This is a genomic window from Nostoc sp. LEGE 12454 (genome assembly GCF_056620565.1).
In genome coordinates, this window is sequence record NZ_JBWQXL010000025.1 from 82,824 (window position 1) to 98,730 (window position 15,907).

General features: G+C 41.5%; 15 protein-coding genes, 1 rRNA gene and 3 pseudogenes. 9 read left to right on the forward strand and 10 right to left on the reverse strand.

Features of this window, described 5'->3' with window-relative positions; translation table 11 throughout:
• The first annotated feature begins 23 nt into the window (after window positions 1–23).
• Window positions 24–1,553: a bifunctional aminoglycoside phosphotransferase/ATP-binding protein gene (locus AC1F2U_RS23085; RefSeq protein ID WP_480263215.1), complete on the forward strand. Its 1,530-nt coding sequence runs from the start codon at window positions 24–26 to the stop codon at window positions 1,551–1,553.
• A 144-nt stretch (window positions 1,554–1,697) separates the two neighbouring features.
• Window positions 1,698–2,204 carry a hypothetical protein gene (locus AC1F2U_RS23090; protein WP_480263216.1) on the forward strand — a complete coding sequence of 169 codons (507 nt, stop codon included), beginning with the start codon at window positions 1,698–1,700 and terminating at the stop codon, window positions 2,202–2,204.
• A 273-nt stretch (window positions 2,205–2,477) separates the two neighbouring features.
• Here AC1F2U_RS23090 and AC1F2U_RS23095 read toward each other — a convergent pair whose 3' ends face one another.
• Entirely contained in the window at window positions 2,478–2,627 is a 150-nt protein-coding gene (locus AC1F2U_RS23095) for a hypothetical protein (RefSeq protein WP_480263233.1), read from the reverse strand.
• On the opposite strand from AC1F2U_RS23095, the gene AC1F2U_RS23100 reads away from it, so the two are divergent.
• Window positions 2,608–3,399: a YdcF family protein gene (locus AC1F2U_RS23100; RefSeq protein WP_480263217.1), complete on the forward strand. Its 792-nt coding sequence runs from the start codon at window positions 2,608–2,610 to the stop codon at window positions 3,397–3,399. The genes AC1F2U_RS23095 and AC1F2U_RS23100 overlap by 20 nt on opposite strands.
• Before the next feature lie 122 nt (window positions 3,400–3,521).
• On the forward strand, window positions 3,522–3,743 hold the full coding sequence (locus AC1F2U_RS23105; protein WP_480263218.1) for a hypothetical protein: 222 nt from the start codon (window positions 3,522–3,524) through the stop codon (window positions 3,741–3,743).
• A gap of 5 nt (window positions 3,744–3,748) precedes the next feature.
• Here the strand turns inward: AC1F2U_RS23105 and AC1F2U_RS23110 are convergent, their stop codons facing one another.
• Both AC1F2U_RS23110 and AC1F2U_RS23115 read right to left on the reverse strand, forming a co-directional pair.
• Entirely contained in the window at window positions 3,749–3,970 is a 222-nt protein-coding gene (locus AC1F2U_RS23110; protein ID WP_480263231.1) for a ferredoxin-thioredoxin reductase variable chain, read from the reverse strand.
• A 576-nt stretch (window positions 3,971–4,546) separates the two neighbouring features.
• Window positions 4,547–4,660 (reverse strand): annotated as a pseudogene (locus AC1F2U_RS23115) (ISKra4 family transposase); the annotation flags it as partial.
• A 40-nt stretch (window positions 4,661–4,700) separates the two neighbouring features.
• On the opposite strand from AC1F2U_RS23115, the gene AC1F2U_RS23120 reads away from it, so the two are divergent.
• Window positions 4,701–4,835 (forward strand): hypothetical protein, encoded by a 135-nt coding sequence (locus AC1F2U_RS23120; protein WP_480263219.1) that lies wholly within the window; start codon window positions 4,701–4,703, stop codon window positions 4,833–4,835.
• Between the two features lie 35 nt (window positions 4,836–4,870).
• Here the strand turns inward: AC1F2U_RS23120 and AC1F2U_RS23125 are convergent, their stop codons facing one another.
• The 3 genes and pseudogenes from AC1F2U_RS23125 to AC1F2U_RS23135 form a co-directional block, all read right to left on the reverse strand.
• A complete protein-coding gene (locus AC1F2U_RS23125) occupies window positions 4,871–5,167 on the reverse strand; it encodes a hypothetical protein (RefSeq protein ID WP_480263220.1) in 297 nt (98 codons plus the stop codon).
• 18 nt (window positions 5,168–5,185) lie between these two features.
• Window positions 5,186–5,935: pseudogene (locus AC1F2U_RS23130) on the reverse strand (Uma2 family endonuclease).
• 63 nt (window positions 5,936–5,998) lie between these two features.
• Window positions 5,999–6,724 (reverse strand): Uma2 family endonuclease, encoded by a 726-nt coding sequence (locus AC1F2U_RS23135; RefSeq protein ID WP_480263221.1) that lies wholly within the window; start codon window positions 6,722–6,724, stop codon window positions 5,999–6,001.
• A 182-nt stretch (window positions 6,725–6,906) separates the two neighbouring features.
• Between AC1F2U_RS23135 and uvrA the strand changes: the two genes are divergently transcribed.
• Window positions 6,907–9,795 carry an excinuclease ABC subunit UvrA gene (gene uvrA / locus AC1F2U_RS23140; protein ID WP_480263222.1) on the forward strand — a complete coding sequence of 963 codons (2,889 nt, stop codon included), beginning with the start codon at window positions 6,907–6,909 and terminating at the stop codon, window positions 9,793–9,795.
• A 76-nt stretch (window positions 9,796–9,871) separates the two neighbouring features.
• Here uvrA and AC1F2U_RS23145 read toward each other — a convergent pair whose 3' ends face one another.
• The 3 genes from AC1F2U_RS23145 to AC1F2U_RS23155 all read right to left on the reverse strand — a co-directional run bounded on the left by AC1F2U_RS23145 (window position 9,872) and on the right by AC1F2U_RS23155 (window position 12,902).
• Window positions 9,872–11,437, reverse strand: a complete 1,566-nt coding sequence (locus AC1F2U_RS23145; protein ID WP_480263223.1) for an HNH endonuclease family protein — start codon at window positions 11,435–11,437, stop codon at window positions 9,872–9,874.
• Window positions 11,438–11,769: 332 nt separating this feature from the next.
• Window positions 11,770–12,252 (reverse strand): hypothetical protein, encoded by a 483-nt coding sequence (locus AC1F2U_RS23150; RefSeq protein WP_480263224.1) that lies wholly within the window; start codon window positions 12,250–12,252, stop codon window positions 11,770–11,772.
• Window positions 12,253–12,377: 125 nt separating this feature from the next.
• Window positions 12,378–12,902 (reverse strand): hypothetical protein, encoded by a 525-nt coding sequence (locus AC1F2U_RS23155; RefSeq protein WP_480263225.1) that lies wholly within the window; start codon window positions 12,900–12,902, stop codon window positions 12,378–12,380.
• A gap of 255 nt (window positions 12,903–13,157) precedes the next feature.
• Here AC1F2U_RS23155 and AC1F2U_RS23160 point away from each other — a divergent pair, with 255 nt between their 5' ends.
• On the forward strand, window positions 13,158–14,717 hold the full coding sequence (locus AC1F2U_RS23160) for a hybrid sensor histidine kinase/response regulator (protein WP_480263226.1): 1,560 nt from the start codon (window positions 13,158–13,160) through the stop codon (window positions 14,715–14,717).
• Window positions 14,718–14,823: 106 nt separating this feature from the next.
• On the forward strand, window positions 14,824–15,198 hold the full coding sequence (locus AC1F2U_RS23165; protein ID WP_480263227.1) for a response regulator: 375 nt from the start codon (window positions 14,824–14,826) through the stop codon (window positions 15,196–15,198).
• 183 nt (window positions 15,199–15,381) lie between these two features.
• Here the strand turns inward: AC1F2U_RS23165 and AC1F2U_RS23170 are convergent.
• Window positions 15,382–15,471: pseudogene (locus tag AC1F2U_RS23170) on the reverse strand (carboxylating nicotinate-nucleotide diphosphorylase); the annotation flags it as partial.
• A 312-nt stretch (window positions 15,472–15,783) separates the two neighbouring features.
• On the opposite strand from AC1F2U_RS23170, the gene AC1F2U_RS23175 reads away from it, so the two are divergent.
• Window positions 15,784–15,907 (forward strand): 16S ribosomal RNA (locus AC1F2U_RS23175); the annotation flags it as partial.

Consider the following 15,907-nt stretch of genomic DNA (forward strand, 5'->3'; position numbering starts at 1 on the left):
CGCAGAGAGCGCAGAGGAAAGAGATGACAGAAGCGACTCTTCCAGCTTTAATTCAGCAAATGTTACAGCCTGGATTTTATCCCCATACGGTAACAGAACCTATTCAACTGATTCAAACCCACGCTTCTTATCTGCTGTTAACTGGGGATTACGCTTATAAGCTGAAAAAACCTGTGAATTTTGGCTTTTTGAACTTTTCTACCTTAGATAAGCGGCAGCATTTTTGTCAGGAAGAGTTACGCCTAAATCAGCGCGGTGCTGGTGAACTGTATTTAGAAGTTTTGCCCATAACTTTGGTAGGGGAACAATACCAGTTAGCGGGAACAACCGAGGCTATAGAATATGTGCTGAAAATGCGCCAGTTTCCTCAAGAGTCGCTATTAAGTACACTTTTTGAAGAAGATAAGTTAAATGAGACACGCCTAGATGAGTTGGGACGGGTGGTGGCTCAATACCATGCCGAAGCACAGACGAATGATTACATTTGCACTTTTGGTGAAATGCCAAACGTTCGGGCTGCTTTTGATGAGAATTATCAGCAAACTCAGAAGTATATTGGTGGCCCCCAGACTCAAGAGCAATTTACAGAAACAAAGCAATATACAGATAACTTTTTTGCCAAACGTCCAGAATTATTTGCTAGCAGAATTCACAACGATTATATTCGTGAATGTCACGGAGACTTACACCTGAGAAATATTGCCCTGTGGCACGATAAAATCTTGTTGTTCGATTGCATTGAATTTAATGAGTCGTTTCGCTTTGTCGATGTGATGTACGATGTGGCGTTTACGGTGATGGATTTGGAAGCGCGGCAGCGTAAAGACTTGAGTAATGCGTTTTTGAATGCCTATATAGAGCAAACTGGAGACTGGGAAGGTTTACAGGTTCTGCCTTTATATTTAAGTCGTCAGGCTTATGTCCGCGCAAAGGTGACATCATTTTTGCTCGATGATTCGAGTGTACCCACGACAGTAAAGGAAGAAGCGACAAAAACTGCCACTGACTATTACAAACAAGCTTGGGAATACACTAAACCAAACCTGGGACAACTAATTTTGATGTCGGGGTTGTCGGGTTCTGGTAAAAGTACCACAGCAAGGTCTTTAGCTCGTCAACAGGGAGCGATTCACCTGCGTTCTGATGCGGTGCGGAAGCATTTAGGGGGAATTCCATTGTGGGAACGAGGTGGCGATGATTTGTATACACCGGAGATGACCGAGAAAACTTACACACGACTGTTGGAATTGGGAATTATCCTGGCTAAACAAGGTTTTTCGGTAATTTTAGATGCCAAGTATGATAAACAGCAATTACGGCAAGAAGCGATCGCACAAGCTACAAAACATCAACTTCCCCTTCAGATTATCCAATGCACAGCACCACTTGAAGTTCTAAAAGAGCGTTTGAACAATCGCACTGGTGATATTGCTGATGCCACCGCCGATTTATTAACCTCACAAATCAAACAAGCTGAACCTTTTACTGAAGAGGAACAACCTTATGTAAAGATTTGGGATACAACTCAACCACAACAGGCACAATTAAAATAATTTGTAATTCGTAATTTGTAATTCGTAATTGAATCGAAAATTAGGAATTACGTTAGCGTAGCGTTAGCGAGTCAGACGCTCCTACGTCGCTAACGCTTCACTATCGAGCGTCATTAGTAATTCGTTAAATAAGTTCTTTATTTTATGGCAGACAAAAAGAATGACTTATTCAGTATTTCTCCCGGTTTCTTTTCTCAACTATTATTTGGGGGATTTTTAACATTTATATTAATAATGACCGGCTCCGCACCAGCCCTAAGCATCTTTTTAGGAATCATGGGCGGTTTCATCTTAAGCTGGATTACAAATGTAACCGATAATAGTCCCCAAGCTCCAGCTGTTGCCTCGTCTGATGGTGTTGATGCAGGACTGAAATACTGGTTATTTTTCATGCTGGGTTTTGTATATTTAGGCTATCCAGCACCCATGAGTATCTTGCTCGGTGGATTAGGTGCTTTCGCTGGAGGCTGGATTACTGCTTGGTGGGGAAGTAAGGAAGAAACTAGAACTCAGTTGCAAGTTGAAGAATCAGAAGAGGTTGAAGTTGAACCAACGAATGAAAGGATCAACAAACGGCAAATCAGAAGAGCCGGTCGCCGTTACCGTCGCACTCCTGGAAGTAGTTTCAATTACAAGTTTTGGGAAAGGTAATAATTTGGGCATTGGGCACAAGAGGCAGAGGGGCAGAGGGGCAGAGGAAAGGGGCAGAGAGGCAGAGGGGCAGAGAGGCAGAGGGGCAGAGGGGAAAAACTTACTGCAACTTCTCCTGCGTAACAGAGCGTACCCGCATTTCTCACAAGCTTATGAAGCGTTTGATAATGAGTAATAAGTAATGGGTAATGAGTAATAAGTAAAAGAGCAACAGGCGCAATCCCAGTGCAAGAACTTGTACATTCTTACTCACTACTCATTACTCCTTACTCACTACTCATTACTCCTCCATTCGAGGTGTGGTGAGAAATCCGGGCGTAGCCGTTCGCGCAGCATCTCGTAGAGAAGTGTTGCTCCCCTGCTCCCCTGCTCCCCTGCTCCCCATGCCCCATGCCCTAATAATATGTTTTTATATCTATCCAAATTACTGCCACTATTTTTTTATCCACTAGGATTAGCCTGTGTAAGCTTGGTAGTAGCATTAGTGACTTTGTGGAAACGACCGCGGACTGCGGCGATCGCAATTGCTTTTTCCCTAATTTTATTGCTATTTTGCAGTAATGCTTGGATCGCTAAATCATTAGTGCGATCGCTAGAATGGCAAAATCTGCCACCCGCCCAAATACCTAATGCAGAAGCGATTGTGGTTTTGGGTGGCGCAACCAAATCAGCTTTTCCCCCCAGACCTACCGTCGATTTAAGTGAAGCAGGCGATCGCGTCATCTATGCCGCACAACTCTATCGCCAGAAAAAAGCGCCTATAATCATTCTCAGCGGGGGACGCATTGATTGGCGTGGAAGTGGTTCTCCAGAATCGGCAGATATGGCAACCATACTCACATCTATTGGTATTCCATCTGAGGCGATTGTTCAAGAACCTGACTCTCTCAATACTTATCAAAATGCTGTAAATGTCCGAAAAATTTTGTCATCTCGTGGAATAAATCAAGTATTATTAGTTACTTCGGCAATGCATATACCGCGATCGCTTCAGATTTTCCAGCGTCAAGGAATCAATGCTATTCCTGCACCTACTGACTTTCTAGTTAGTGAGGGTGAGTTGCAAGAACTCGGTAGTACTCCCAAAGCCGCGATACTAAATTTATTACCTGATACTGATAACTTACACCAATTTACCATCGCTTTCAAAGAGTATATTGGCTCTTTAGTTTATCGCTTACGCGGTTGGCTTTAATTAAAGTTAGAAGTTGTTAGAAAGTTATGAGTTATGAATTATGAGTTATTAATTAAGAAGTGCGGTAATTACCTGAATTCAAAACAGACGCGATTGATCGCGTCTCTACGACTCTTAATTTTATGTCAAAAAATTTACCTTATATTATTCCAGTTGCTCAACCCCAAGTTGAGGAAGCTTTTGCCTCTTACCAAACAACCCATGAGTTTTACCACGAAGTTCGGTCGCGATCGGAGTTTCAGCGTTATTGTGATTGGTATTATACTACAGCAGAACAAAACCGCCAAGACCTTAAAAGAATGCGCGGCGAACTGAATATTTTTCAGTGGTTTCGCCGCCGATAAGTGCTTTAGATGACTTCTAACTCATTTTCACGTAAGTGGGCTTTAAACTTTTTACTAAACTGGACTACAATCGGTAGATTAGCACTTACTGGTCTGTCTCGCCATTGGGTGGCAATAGCTACTACATCGCCTTCTGTACCATTGATATCAAAAGGCTGATTCCGATGTTCAGGATGATGATACACCACTACCGAATCTTTAACGCGGACGCGATCGCCAACTTTCATAACAACATTTACACCTAGCATTTTCTTTTCCACAAGTATCTGCTACAAAATATATGATTAAATCGCTTAGAATTTGATTTAATCAGCTATTTCTTGACGCTTCATCGGGGTGTAACGGCTTAACCCTCTGCGCCCAGGCACGTCTTAGCAATCCGTGCGTACTTTTTTAAGTTTTTTGCCGCGTTAATAAGTATCGCCCATAGCCTTCCTCTTTAACCCAAAAGCAGGGAAATGAAAGAAAATCAGGCGATATCGGATGTGCTTAGTACTTTGACAAGATATCCAACCCTTTTATCTTGACTCCAGGATGTTCCCCAGGTCAACTCTCTCACGAATGTTTCGTCTATGGCAGATGCTTGGTAATTGCGATCGCTTGTTTGTAATACAATTTGATCTCTCCTTATTAGGCTATGCATTACCCACATCTTTCTTAAGATTGCTGTAATTTACACGCTGGTGCGATAAGAGTTGTTAAATTGTATATTGGCATTAGCTGATTAATTTTGGATTTCTTATTCCCAGCGATCGCTTCATCTATTAAATGCGTATTGGGAGCATCCCATTTTTGCAAAAACATTAGACAGCAAGTTGACCATTAAGATAGGCACAACGAAGTTGTAGTATCGACTGCACATTGGCAAGATTCCACTAGACACCAGAAAGTTTTAACCTTAAACCGAAATGCGACAACATCCTAACCCTAAAGATTGGGCCGGATTCATATTAATAGGTGAAGCCGACTAAGTGCAACCTTTTAGAAAGGCGATCGCTCACTATAAAGAGATGCGATCGCAGTTTAGAACCTAATTTTTACAGTGATTCTAAGCTTAAATCTAGAGCTAAAGGCGATCGCTTAGTAAATTAGAGATGCGATGTCTACGACGGGCTTCGCCTACGCAGTTATAAACTCGGCGTTCCGAGTTCCGAACACCAATGACCGAGCAAAAACGTCGAACTTCCGAGTTCCGAACACCAATGACCGAGCAAAAACGTCGAACTTCCGAGTTCCGAACACCAATGACCGAGCAAAAACGTCGAACTTCCGAGTTCCGAACACCAATGACCGAGCAAAAGGGTCAAACTTCCGAGTTCCGAACACCAATGACCGAGCAAAAACGTCGAACTTCCGAGTTCCGAACACCAATGACCGAGCAAAAACGTCGAACTTCCGAGTTCCGAACACCAATGACCGAGCAAAAAGGTGAAAGTTCCGAGTTAAACCTCCGGTTCGACTCCCAGCGCTTTTAACTGAGCTGCTAATCTCTCTGCACGCTGATTTTCTTGTTCTGCAAGCTGTTGAGCCACATTTTTCTCTTGCCGTTCTTTTGCTGCTAACTCCAAACCCTACAGTAATAGTTCGCCATTGTCATCCCACCAACGTAACCAATAACCTGTGCAGTTTTCTCGGCTTCCTTGCCATACGCCTAAAAACAAATTCATTTCCGCAATCCAGTGACGATTATTTGCATCTGGTGTTTGCAGTTGATAATATCCTAAATCATCTCGCCGATAAACTTCTAAAACTCCACCGTCTGGTTCAAAAATGGCATAGTTTGGCACTTGTAAAATCTGCTCATAATAAAACCATTTACCAGGGGGATAGGTCGGTTTACTCGAATACTCTCCACCTTCTGTATCTGAAAGAAATTCCATCACAATTACGGGAATATCACCTTGGAGTCGTGGCGTATAACTGCGCTTCACTTCTTCTCGCGAGACTCGAATTGATGATACATAACCCCAATCTGGTGCTTTGACGACAAATCGATTATTCAAGGTAGCGCAGATAGCATAATTAGTGATGGTTAAAGCATCGGCGGATAATCTGACAGCAAGTTCTAAGCTTTCTGTTAAAGCAGCAGCCAAGAGTGGCTGATTAATGTTATCCACTGGTTCGTTGTCTAAAACAAAATCATCAGGTAACTTTTCCCAGGTGACATTATGAGTGGCTGCATTGGCTAGCACGATCGGAATATCTCAAGTACAAATTCAATTTCTAATGACCCGATTAAAAAATTGCACGCGGCGTTACTCCTGAGCAAGAGTTCGCACTTCTTCCACTGACAATCCCAAAGCTTGGGCAATCTGTTCAATGCTCAAATTCATTTGCAATAATCGGGGTATGGCATCTTTCCTGGCTTGTTCTGCAAGTTCCGCCCGTTGTCGTTCTTGTTCGGCGTTGCGAGAAATTTCTGTATAAGTTAAAAACCGTTCTCCATCAGGGCGATATAACTGTAAACCTTCTGGTAATAGAGCAAACTGAATTTTTAACCGAGGACTCACCCAATCTTCCATTTGGGGGATGACATCTAAACCGTCTTCGCCACGCAACCAACCACACAAATTATTGCGATCGGGATCGTAAATGTAATACTCTTCTACCCCATAGCGATCGTAGAAAAGTAATTTCTTGTCCATTTCAGTTTGGGTGTTGCTCGGAGAAAGAATTTCAAACACCACTTGCGGTGCAATTCCTTCCTCTTTCCATTGTTGGTAGCATAAGCGATCGCCTTTTGGTCTACCCAATACCACCATCACATCTGGGGCGTTAACAATTTTATTGCGTCCCTCTACTGGATACCAAAACAAATCCCCCGCCACAAATACATTTGGATCGTCAGCAAATAGCCACTCTATATTCTGCTTAATTTCTACAATCCAGCTAAATTGTATGGTATTATTAGCTACTAGTTGTCCATCACTATCTGGGTAGATGACCTCTGGCTGGGTAGGCGGTTGGATTTGCGATACCATAGCTTCGCCCTCAGAAGGATATTTAATCAGGATGCTTCCAAATTAGCAGACTCTTAAGGATGTCTGCGCCATGAATCTGGAACAATAACTAACTAAAACAGTACTATTGTTCTACTATAAACTAATTAAAGATAGTATTATTAAGGACTGTTTCATCAGAAACTCCTTCTTCGCCGCCCAATATGTCAGACAAACAGCTAGCAGCATCCTTGAATGGACATCTTCCGTACCCCAGCCACAACAGCCAGAATACCATTCGGATTCGGGGTGCTAGGCAGCATAATCTGAAAAATATTGACTTGGAATTGCCACGCGATCGCCTAATCGTATTCACTGGCGTTTCTGGTTCTGGTAAGTCTTCTCTAGCCTTTGACACCATTTTCGCTGAAGGGCAACGTCGCTATGTGGAATCCCTCAGCGCCTACGCACGGCAATTTCTCGGACAACTGGATAAGCCGGATGTAGAAACCATTGAAGGCTTAAGTCCAGCAATTTCTATTGACCAAAAGTCAACGTCTCATAACCCCCGTTCCACTGTCGGTACGGTGACAGAGATTTACGACTATTTGCGGCTGTTGTTTGGTCGGGCTGGCGAACCCCATTGTCCGATATGCGATCGCTGTATTGCACCCCAGACAATCGATGAAATGTGCGATCGCATTATGGAATTACCAGATCGCACCCGCTTCCAAATTCTTGCACCCGTTGTCAGGGGGAAAAAAGGCACACACCGGAAGCTTTTGTCAAGTCTGGCATCCCAAGGTTTTGTGCGCGTGCGGATCAATGGCGAGATCCGCGAACTGTCAGATTCCATTGAATTGGATAAAAACTTTACCCACACCATCGAAGTGGTAATTGACCGCTTGGTGAAAAAAGCTGATATTCAGGAGCGTTTGGTTGATTCTCTGTCTACGTGTCTCAAGCAATCGGGGGGGATTGCAGCCATTCTGGTGAGTCTGCTTGGTGACGACGGACAAGAAAAAGAAGAAGAATTAGTATTTTCAGAAAATTTTGCTTGTCCAGAACATGGCGCGGTAATGGAGGAATTATCACCGCGATTGTTCTCCTTTAACTCGCCTTATGGTGCTTGTCCGCACTGTCATGGCATCGGGACTTTAAGAAGATTTGCGCCAGACTTGATCGTACCCGACTGGGAAGCACCAGTTTATGCTGCGATCGCGCCTTGGTCAGAAAAAGATAATTCTTATTATTTGGAATTACTCTATAGTGTCGGACAAATTTATGGGTTTGAGTTACAGACAAATTGGGGCAAGCTGACAGAAGAACAGCAGCAAATTCTTCTGTATGGAGAGAAAGATGAACGAGCCGCAGAAGCACAGAGAAAGCAGAGTTTTAAAGGTGCTATTCCAATATTGCAACGGCAGTATGAGGGTGGTTCTGAATTAGTTAAACAAAAATTAGAGCAGTATTTAATCGATCAACCGTGCGAAGTTTGTCTGGGAAAACGGTTAAAACCAGAAGCCTTGGCGGTGAAGTTGGGACAATATGGAATTTTAGAATTGACTACCGTATCAATTCGAGATTGTCGGGAGAGAATTGAGCAATTTAAGTTGAGCGATCGCCAGTTACAAATTGCTGATTTAGTCCTGAGAGAAATCAAAGCAAGATTACAATTTTTGTTGGATGTAGGTTTAGATTACCTCACCCTTGACCGTCCCGCCATGACTCTTTCCGGTGGCGAAGCCCAACGGATTCGTCTAGCAACGCAAATTGGTTCTGGATTAACAGGAGTTCTCTACGTTTTAGATGAACCGAGTATTGGTTTGCATCAACGAGATAATGGCAGATTGCTCAAAACCTTAACTAAATTGCGCGATTTGGGTAATACATTAATTGTCGTTGAACACGATGAAGAAACAATTCGCGCAGCCAACCACATTGTTGATATTGGCCCTGGTGCAGGAATTCATGGCGGAAATATTATCGCCCAAGGTGATTTTCAGGCGTTATTAGCAGCAGAAGATTCTTTGACGGGTGCATATTTATCAGGAAGACGAGTAATTACCACACCAGCAGAACGCCGAGAAGGAAATGGGCGCAGTTTGGGAATTAAAAATGCCCATCGCAACAATTTACAAAATATAGATGTAGACATTCCACTAGGTAAACTCGTTTCCATCACAGGTGTGTCTGGTTCGGGCAAATCTACGCTGATTAACGAATTACTATATCCATCTCTGCAACATCATTTAACTAAGAAAGTTCCTTTACCGAGACATTTGGATAAAATCCAGGGATTAAACGCGATTGATAAAGCGATCGTTATCGATCAATCTCCCATTGGACGCACGCCACGTTCCAACCCTGCAACTTACACAGGAATTTTCGATGCCATTCGGGATGTCTTTTCCCAAACAGTAGAAGCCAAAGCAAGAGGTTACAAACCTGGGCAATTTTCCTTCAACGTTAAAGGTGGACGTTGCGAAGCTTGTAGCGGACAGGGTGTGAATGTTATTGAAATGAACTTTCTCCCGGATGTTTACGTGCAATGCGAAATTTGTAAAGGTGCAAGATACAACCGCGAAACTTTGCAAGTGAAGTACAAAGATAAGTCAATCTCTGATGTACTGAGAATGACAGTTGAGGAAAGTTTAGACTTTTTCCAGAATATTCCTAAAGCGATCGCACGTTTACAAACTTTATTTGATGTCGGGTTGGGCTATGTCCAACTAGGACAACCTGCGACTACTTTATCTGGTGGGGAAGCGCAACGGGTGAAATTGGCAACAGAGCTATCTCGACGCGCCACAGGTAAGACCCTTTATTTAATAGATGAACCGACAACAGGCTTATCTTTTTATGATGTCCATAAATTGTTAGATGTGTTGCAACGATTGGTAGATAAAGGTAATTCAATTTTAGTAATTGAACACAACTTAGATGTAATTCGTTGTTCTGACTGGGTAATAGATTTGGGGCCAGAAGGTGGTGATAAAGGGGGAGAATTGATTGCTGTAGGGACACCGGAGGAAGTTGCAAAAAATCCCAGGTCTTATACTGGACAATATTTAAAGCAGGTGTTGAAGCAGTATCCGGCGGTAAAGAAGTAATAGGATAGTTTTGTGAAAGCTAGCGCATTCTACTACCCCACCACCATATTTAATTTTATACTTGATTTTAAAATATTTAATTTTTGTATGTTGTATTACAGTATGGATGAGTTAACTGTGCATTATCTAAAGTCCCTAGACCACCATCGGCTTTTCTCTTGATGTGATCTATAGAGTTAAGACGAGTGGGGAGATAGCCACCACAGATTTTACATCGTGGAGAACCAGGTAAAGCATCTCTGATAAAAGCTGCTGCTTTTGTCTCTCGTGAGAATTCTTTAGTTTGGGTATCGCTTGTATTACTTTTAGTTTTAGTTTTTAAAGTTCCAAAACCTTTTTCAGCAATGATCTCTTTAATGACATTTTTTTTATCTATTCCTTGCAATAATTTATCAATAACTTTTATATAAAAATCTTTAACTTTGTCTCTAGCCTTAAGTGCATTTCCATTTTTGCTAACAATCTGTGGAACCATATCATCTTGCCAAATCACCCATTCAAAATCTTTTCGCATTTCTATAAATTTAGAAAAATATTTATTTTTTTCTAAATGTAACATTAAAGTAACGATGCCATAAAATGAGCCGATTTTGGGTTTGCCAGTACTATTATAAAAATATATGATGGGATGCAAACCCAGAGAGGAAGGATGATTGCTATTTATCCTCTGAACAACTTTTTTGCAATTTTTTAGCAGTTCTACAGTTTTATCTCCTGTGGGATCGTCTCCCAATTGATCATCGAATTCTATACTATTAACCATATTTACAAACTCTAATATAACTTCAAGTTTTTCAGGAACTGATAGACTACCTACTATTGGTAAGTCTAGAGTTTTAATAGGGTTCTTTAGTTTAGGTTCAAAAATAAGTTGATGTATTTCTTGAGCTAATTGTTCGATTTCATCTTGTTTCTCTTGCGAGAAATCTGACCAATACTTGTGACCATTACCACTTCTCATAATTGCACGAGCAGCAACACCATTAGGTGTCTTTCGTGCTTGTAATAAGCGCATCTCAGTCTCACCAATAGGTGCTGCTTTTTGGTTAATTTTGAAAAAAGATGCTTCTGCTTTTTCTGAATTCCCTTCAACCCACTGAAGCTGGATACCTAAAGCTCCTAAGTTTCTTGCTCTATCAAGAAATTTTTGATCTACTTGTCCTCGATTCTGTGTTAAGGATTGATAATCTTTGTAAGAACCTATACTTGCTTTAATAAGTTTCCTTACCTCTTGAGCAGCGCTTTTTTGCTCTTCTGTAATGTCACCATCATAAAATTCTTTAGAAATTTTACCATCACCATAGTCATCATTAATCCATGCTATTAGAGAACTAAGTCGATGGGAGCCATCAATGACAAAATAATAACTGCTAGTACTTCTCCAAAGAATAACAGATGGTATTAAATCACCATCTAAAAAACTTTCTATAAACTCACATATTTTCTCAGACTCCCATTCATTAGTTTCTCTTTGAAAATCCGGTTTGCGTAAAAATGGATAGAAAAAAGAATTCTTTTCTAAATCCCGAATAGATATCATAGGAATATTTCTTCCTATGTTTTGACCTTGTTGCCCTTGTACTTCAAAAGCTTCTCTACATATCAGGGCATCTAAACAAACCTTCAGACTGTCTTTTGGCATCTTAAGTGGCTCTTTAGTTTATTATACTTATTATAAGTATATACAACATTTGAGTTAATGATATACCAGGATAATTCTAATTTATCAATATAATAGCTAGAAGCTTTCATAGCAATTAAGTCGGGCTAAATGATAATCGCTTAGTGTATTTGAACTAGGTTTAACTCAAAAAAGCGATCGCTTATTATAAAATCAACAAACTCTTGGTAAATTAATTATTAGGAACTTTTGCAAGACATCTTGCAATCGACAAAATCCCCAACTTGTTTGATAAGTTGGGGATCTACGATTTACAATTATTACAAATAAAATAGGATTGCAATAAATGTTTATCAAGTAGTAGCTAAAGCTGGTTCTGCCAAAAAATATTTCAGATTTTCTTGCTGGGTAGCAAATTTCAAATATTGAGATGCCATTTCTGGTGTTAGCAATTCAATCATTAACCTGTTTTCCACCCAGAACTCAATCACATCAAAGAAAGAATCGCGGTTACAGCGCACTACACGCCAACCTTCACGCACACCAATTTTTTCAATTTCTTGCTGACTAATTGGTACAGAGATAGCTGCATGAATATCTGTATACCTGGAAGTAATAGCAGTATGTACAAAGACGCATTGTTCATCACCTTCACCAGGTTCTATTTGAGAACCTAAAGGATAAAGTTCAATGGCTGTACCGTATTCATCAAAAGGTATAACCATATAACTTCCTGGGTTAGGAGGAAAGGGAACAGCTTGCGCTTTTAAAATTTCCGCCAAAACTTGAGCAACATGGCTAGGGTTTCTAACAGCAATTGAAATATGGTGAATCATAGAATTACCTCAGTTCGATATCTTGTAGATTAGAAAACAATCGGGTAGAAGTAGGGGAGACAGGGGAGAGAAAAAATTCTTAATCTCAGCGTATTGGGTTCTATGCAAATTGAATGCTCATTAGCTTATTGAGGTCGTCCATAATGAGCGCGACCCTTACCATCGGCAGTCTCAAGTACTAAAACTTGCTGCCCATAATCATTCGTCTCAATCGACCACTGGTAAGTCTCAGGCTTTGCTGTATTGCGGCTGGAGTAGGTGCGCCCGCTATTGCAGATTTGCCCTTTGGATGTGCTGTCACTGGGTTGAAAAGTAAGGCGTTGAGCCTCAATCTTAACTTTGCCTTTTTCCTCTATGAAGAGGTTAGACGCACAGTTGTAGGTGTTGATTTGAATCAGTCTATTTCGCTTGTAGTTTCCATTAGATGCAAGTTGGAATTGGTCGCTAGAGCCGTTTGGGGCTGCGGACTGCCCTGTGTAACTGTCTTGGTATTGGATGGACGAAATCCGGCCATACCGCCACTCGCCCTGGAGTTCAGTAGGCACTCCAGTGTCATTACCCGCCGGACTCGCGCTTGGATAAAAAACAAGGCTAACAGTGAAACCCAAATTTAGGGCACTGGCAGCGAAAAAGCGGACAGTTTTTGGCATGGAATAGAATAGCCTGTTGGTTATTGAGTGCATAGGATTTTTGTAGAAATAGATTTATTTATCAACGAAAGCGATTTCTAACGCGAATGTAATTTAGTAAGTGATTTACTTACATACTTGATTTGATGTTTTTAACATTAGAAATTAATCGGGGAGAACTAGGGTAGATAAATGGGTAATTGCTATTTTTTTTGTAACTGATTATTAAGACATTGAACTAAGGTTAAAATCTCTAGAAACAATTAGTAGCCTATTGTGGCTAAAGTCGATATCTCCATGCCTAAAGAGTCACTCAACTTCCCCAAAGCAGACATACTAGTGATTGATGACACGCCAGAAAACCTGAATCTCCTATCTGCCATGTTGACGGAACAGGGATATAAAGTTAGGAGTGTAACTAAAGGTTCTACGGGTTTACGGGGAGCAAATGCAGTTCCTCCCGACCTAATTTTGCTGGATGTGAATATGCCTGAGATGAATGGCTATGAAGTCTGCCAACATCTGAAGGCAAACGATCGCACCCGCGAAATTCCAGTAATTTTTATCAGTGCTTTGGGTGATGTGCTAGATAAGGTAAAAGCCTTTACAGTTGGTGGGGTGGACTATATCACTAAGCCTTTTCAACTAGAAGAGGTTTTAGCACGAATTGAAAATCACTTGACTATTTGGAAACTGCAACAACAACTCCAAGCCCAAAATGAGCAGTTGCAGCAGGAAATTTCTGAACGCGCCAAAGCAGAAGAGAAGTTCGCTAAAGTTTTTCGCTCTAGTCCCAATCCGATTGCGATCGCCACAGTTTCCGAAGCTCGTTTTATTGATGTCAATCCCAGCTTCTTGAAGATGAGCGGCTATTGTCTAGAAGAAGTAATTGGAGATACTGCTACCGAACTTAATTTAGGTAATAACACAGTTGCTATTGCCCAAACAATTCAACTTCTGCCGGAAACTGGCTCACTGTACAATCTGGAATTTGAATTTTCTACTAAGTCTGGAGAACTCAAAACCATACTGATATCTCTCGAATTGATTGATCTAGCTGGAGTTCCATGCGCTTTATTAATTGCCAATGACATAACCGAACGCAAACGTCTAGAAAACGAATTTATCTCTTTAGTCAGTCATGAGTTGCGTACACCTTTAACTTCCACAATGGGAGCATTAGACTTATTGAGTTCAGGACAACTGGGAACTCTGACTGAACAGGGACAAAAAGTCCTGAGCATTGCCACCACTAATACTGAACGCCTGATTCGTTTAGTGAACGATATTCTCGATTTAGAGCGGATGAAATCGGGCAAAATCTTAACGCGGAAGGCGAAGTGCAACGCCGCAGACTTGCTAATTACGGCAACGGAAGCAATGCAAGCAATGGCAGATAAATTACAAGTTCGACTAATTATAAATCCCGTAGCAGTACAACTTTGGGCAGATCCCGATCGCCTCCTGCAAACCCTCACCAATTTACTGAGCAACGCGATTAAGTTTTCTGAACCAGGTGACACTATATGGATAAGTGCCACTCTCTCAGAATCTAGAGGCGTTGAGTCTGAAGAAAATCAGCCTTCATCACCCAACTTTCTTTTAATTACGATCCAAGATGAAGGGCGAGGAATTCCTGAAGATAAATTGCAAATCATCTTCGAGCGTTTTCAGCAGGTAGATGCATCTGACTCCCGCAACAAAGGAGGAACAGGTTTAGGACTTGCTATTTGCCGAGATATCATACAGCAACATGATGGTAAAATCTGGGTTCAGAGTATTTTAGGCAAAGGTAGCACCTTTTATGTACTGTTACCTTTAGCAGACTCTCAATAGCAGCCTTTAATTACCCAAATCTCCCCTACTTCTACCCGATTGCATTCTAAAATAGCTGAAGACTAATCAAGCTAATCAGCATCACATATCATGCGAGAGTGACAATATGAGCAGAAATATCTTGATTGTTGATGATGAAGAAGATGTGCAGGCGATCGCAAAATTGGGATTAGAAATGGGTGCTGGTTGGAACGTATTGACTGCTTATTCTGGTCGAGAAGCGTTGAATATAGCTGCCAACTCTAAACTTGATGTAATTTTACTAGATATGATGATGCCTGATTTGGATGGGCGTGCCACTCTGCAACAACTGAAGGCTAACCCCACCACTAGGTTAATTCCAGTAATTTTACTAACTGCCAAAGTCCAGGAGTCCGCTCAAGAGAGCTTTACTGGTTTAGATGTAGCTGCTATCTTTGCCAAGCCTTTCCGCCCCTTGAAACTAGCAGCGCAAATCAGTGAAGCATTAGGCTGGGACTGAATTTTTTCTGGGTGGTTACAGCAAAGAGGTTACGACATATATATATTATGTATGACCGCTTTTCTGATTCGCATTGACAGAGAACCGGGCAGATGTGGGTACAAAACGATTTGGCGTTGGATACCATCTGTCAGATTGAGGCACAAAGGAATTTGGTCTATAAATAATTTAAGCTCTGTGAAAGCGATCGCCCCTGCCAATATCCTCCAACAGCCAGGTACGCAACAGAGGATCTAAAACTAGCCTTGGCGGCAAAACAGCAGAATAGCTCACAGATTTGTTGCTTCCTTAGAGACTTCCAGCAATACTATAGCCTAAAACCCTTGTGCTCCAAGGCTTTGATAGTGATGCGGAAACCATCCAAAATAAATTTGGGAAAAATAGTTGACACAATGAAATAGGTTCGCTATATTGAATAAGTGCTTGAAGCGGAGCGCGAAAGAGCGACGCTTAAAGGACACCGAACCTTGAAAATATTATAGTTTGAAAGCGATTATACAGCAAGTGGATTGCGTCAAGCAAATAAAAATAACTAAGCTGAAGTTAAAAAAGAGCAGCTAAATGAGCTATAGAGCTTTCCAAAACAAAACGGAGAGTTTGATCCTGGCTCAGGATGAACGCTGGCGGTATGCTTAACACATGCAAGTCGAACGGTGTCTTCGGACACAGTGGCGGACGGGTGAGTAACGCGTGAGAATCTGGCTTTAGG

Excerpts from the sequence above, each read along its gene's own strand:
- AC1F2U_RS23085 (WP_480263215.1), top strand. The coding sequence starts at position 24 with ATGACAGAAGCGACTCTTCCAGCTTTAATTCAGCAAATGTTACAGCCT.
- AC1F2U_RS23090 (WP_480263216.1), top strand. The coding sequence starts at position 1,698 with ATGGCAGACAAAAAGAATGACTTATTCAGTATTTCTCCCGGTTTCTTT.
- AC1F2U_RS23100 (WP_480263217.1), top strand. The coding sequence starts at position 2,608 with ATGTTTTTATATCTATCCAAATTACTGCCACTATTTTTTTATCCACTA.
- AC1F2U_RS23105 (WP_480263218.1), top strand. The coding sequence starts at position 3,522 with ATGTCAAAAAATTTACCTTATATTATTCCAGTTGCTCAACCCCAAGTT.
- AC1F2U_RS23110 (WP_480263231.1), bottom strand. The coding sequence starts at position 3,970 with ATGAAAGTTGGCGATCGCGTCCGCGTTAAAGATTCGGTAGTGGTGTAT.
- AC1F2U_RS23135 (WP_480263221.1), bottom strand. The coding sequence starts at position 6,724 with ATGGTATCGCAAATCCAACCGCCTACCCAGCCAGAGGTCATCTACCCA.
- uvrA (WP_480263222.1), top strand. The coding sequence starts at position 6,907 with ATGTCAGACAAACAGCTAGCAGCATCCTTGAATGGACATCTTCCGTAC.
- AC1F2U_RS23145 (WP_480263223.1), bottom strand. The coding sequence starts at position 11,437 with ATGCCAAAAGACAGTCTGAAGGTTTGTTTAGATGCCCTGATATGTAGA.
- AC1F2U_RS23150 (WP_480263224.1), bottom strand. The coding sequence starts at position 12,252 with ATGATTCACCATATTTCAATTGCTGTTAGAAACCCTAGCCATGTTGCT.
- AC1F2U_RS23155 (WP_480263225.1), bottom strand. The coding sequence starts at position 12,902 with ATGCCAAAAACTGTCCGCTTTTTCGCTGCCAGTGCCCTAAATTTGGGT.
- AC1F2U_RS23165 (WP_480263227.1), top strand. The coding sequence starts at position 14,824 with ATGAGCAGAAATATCTTGATTGTTGATGATGAAGAAGATGTGCAGGCG.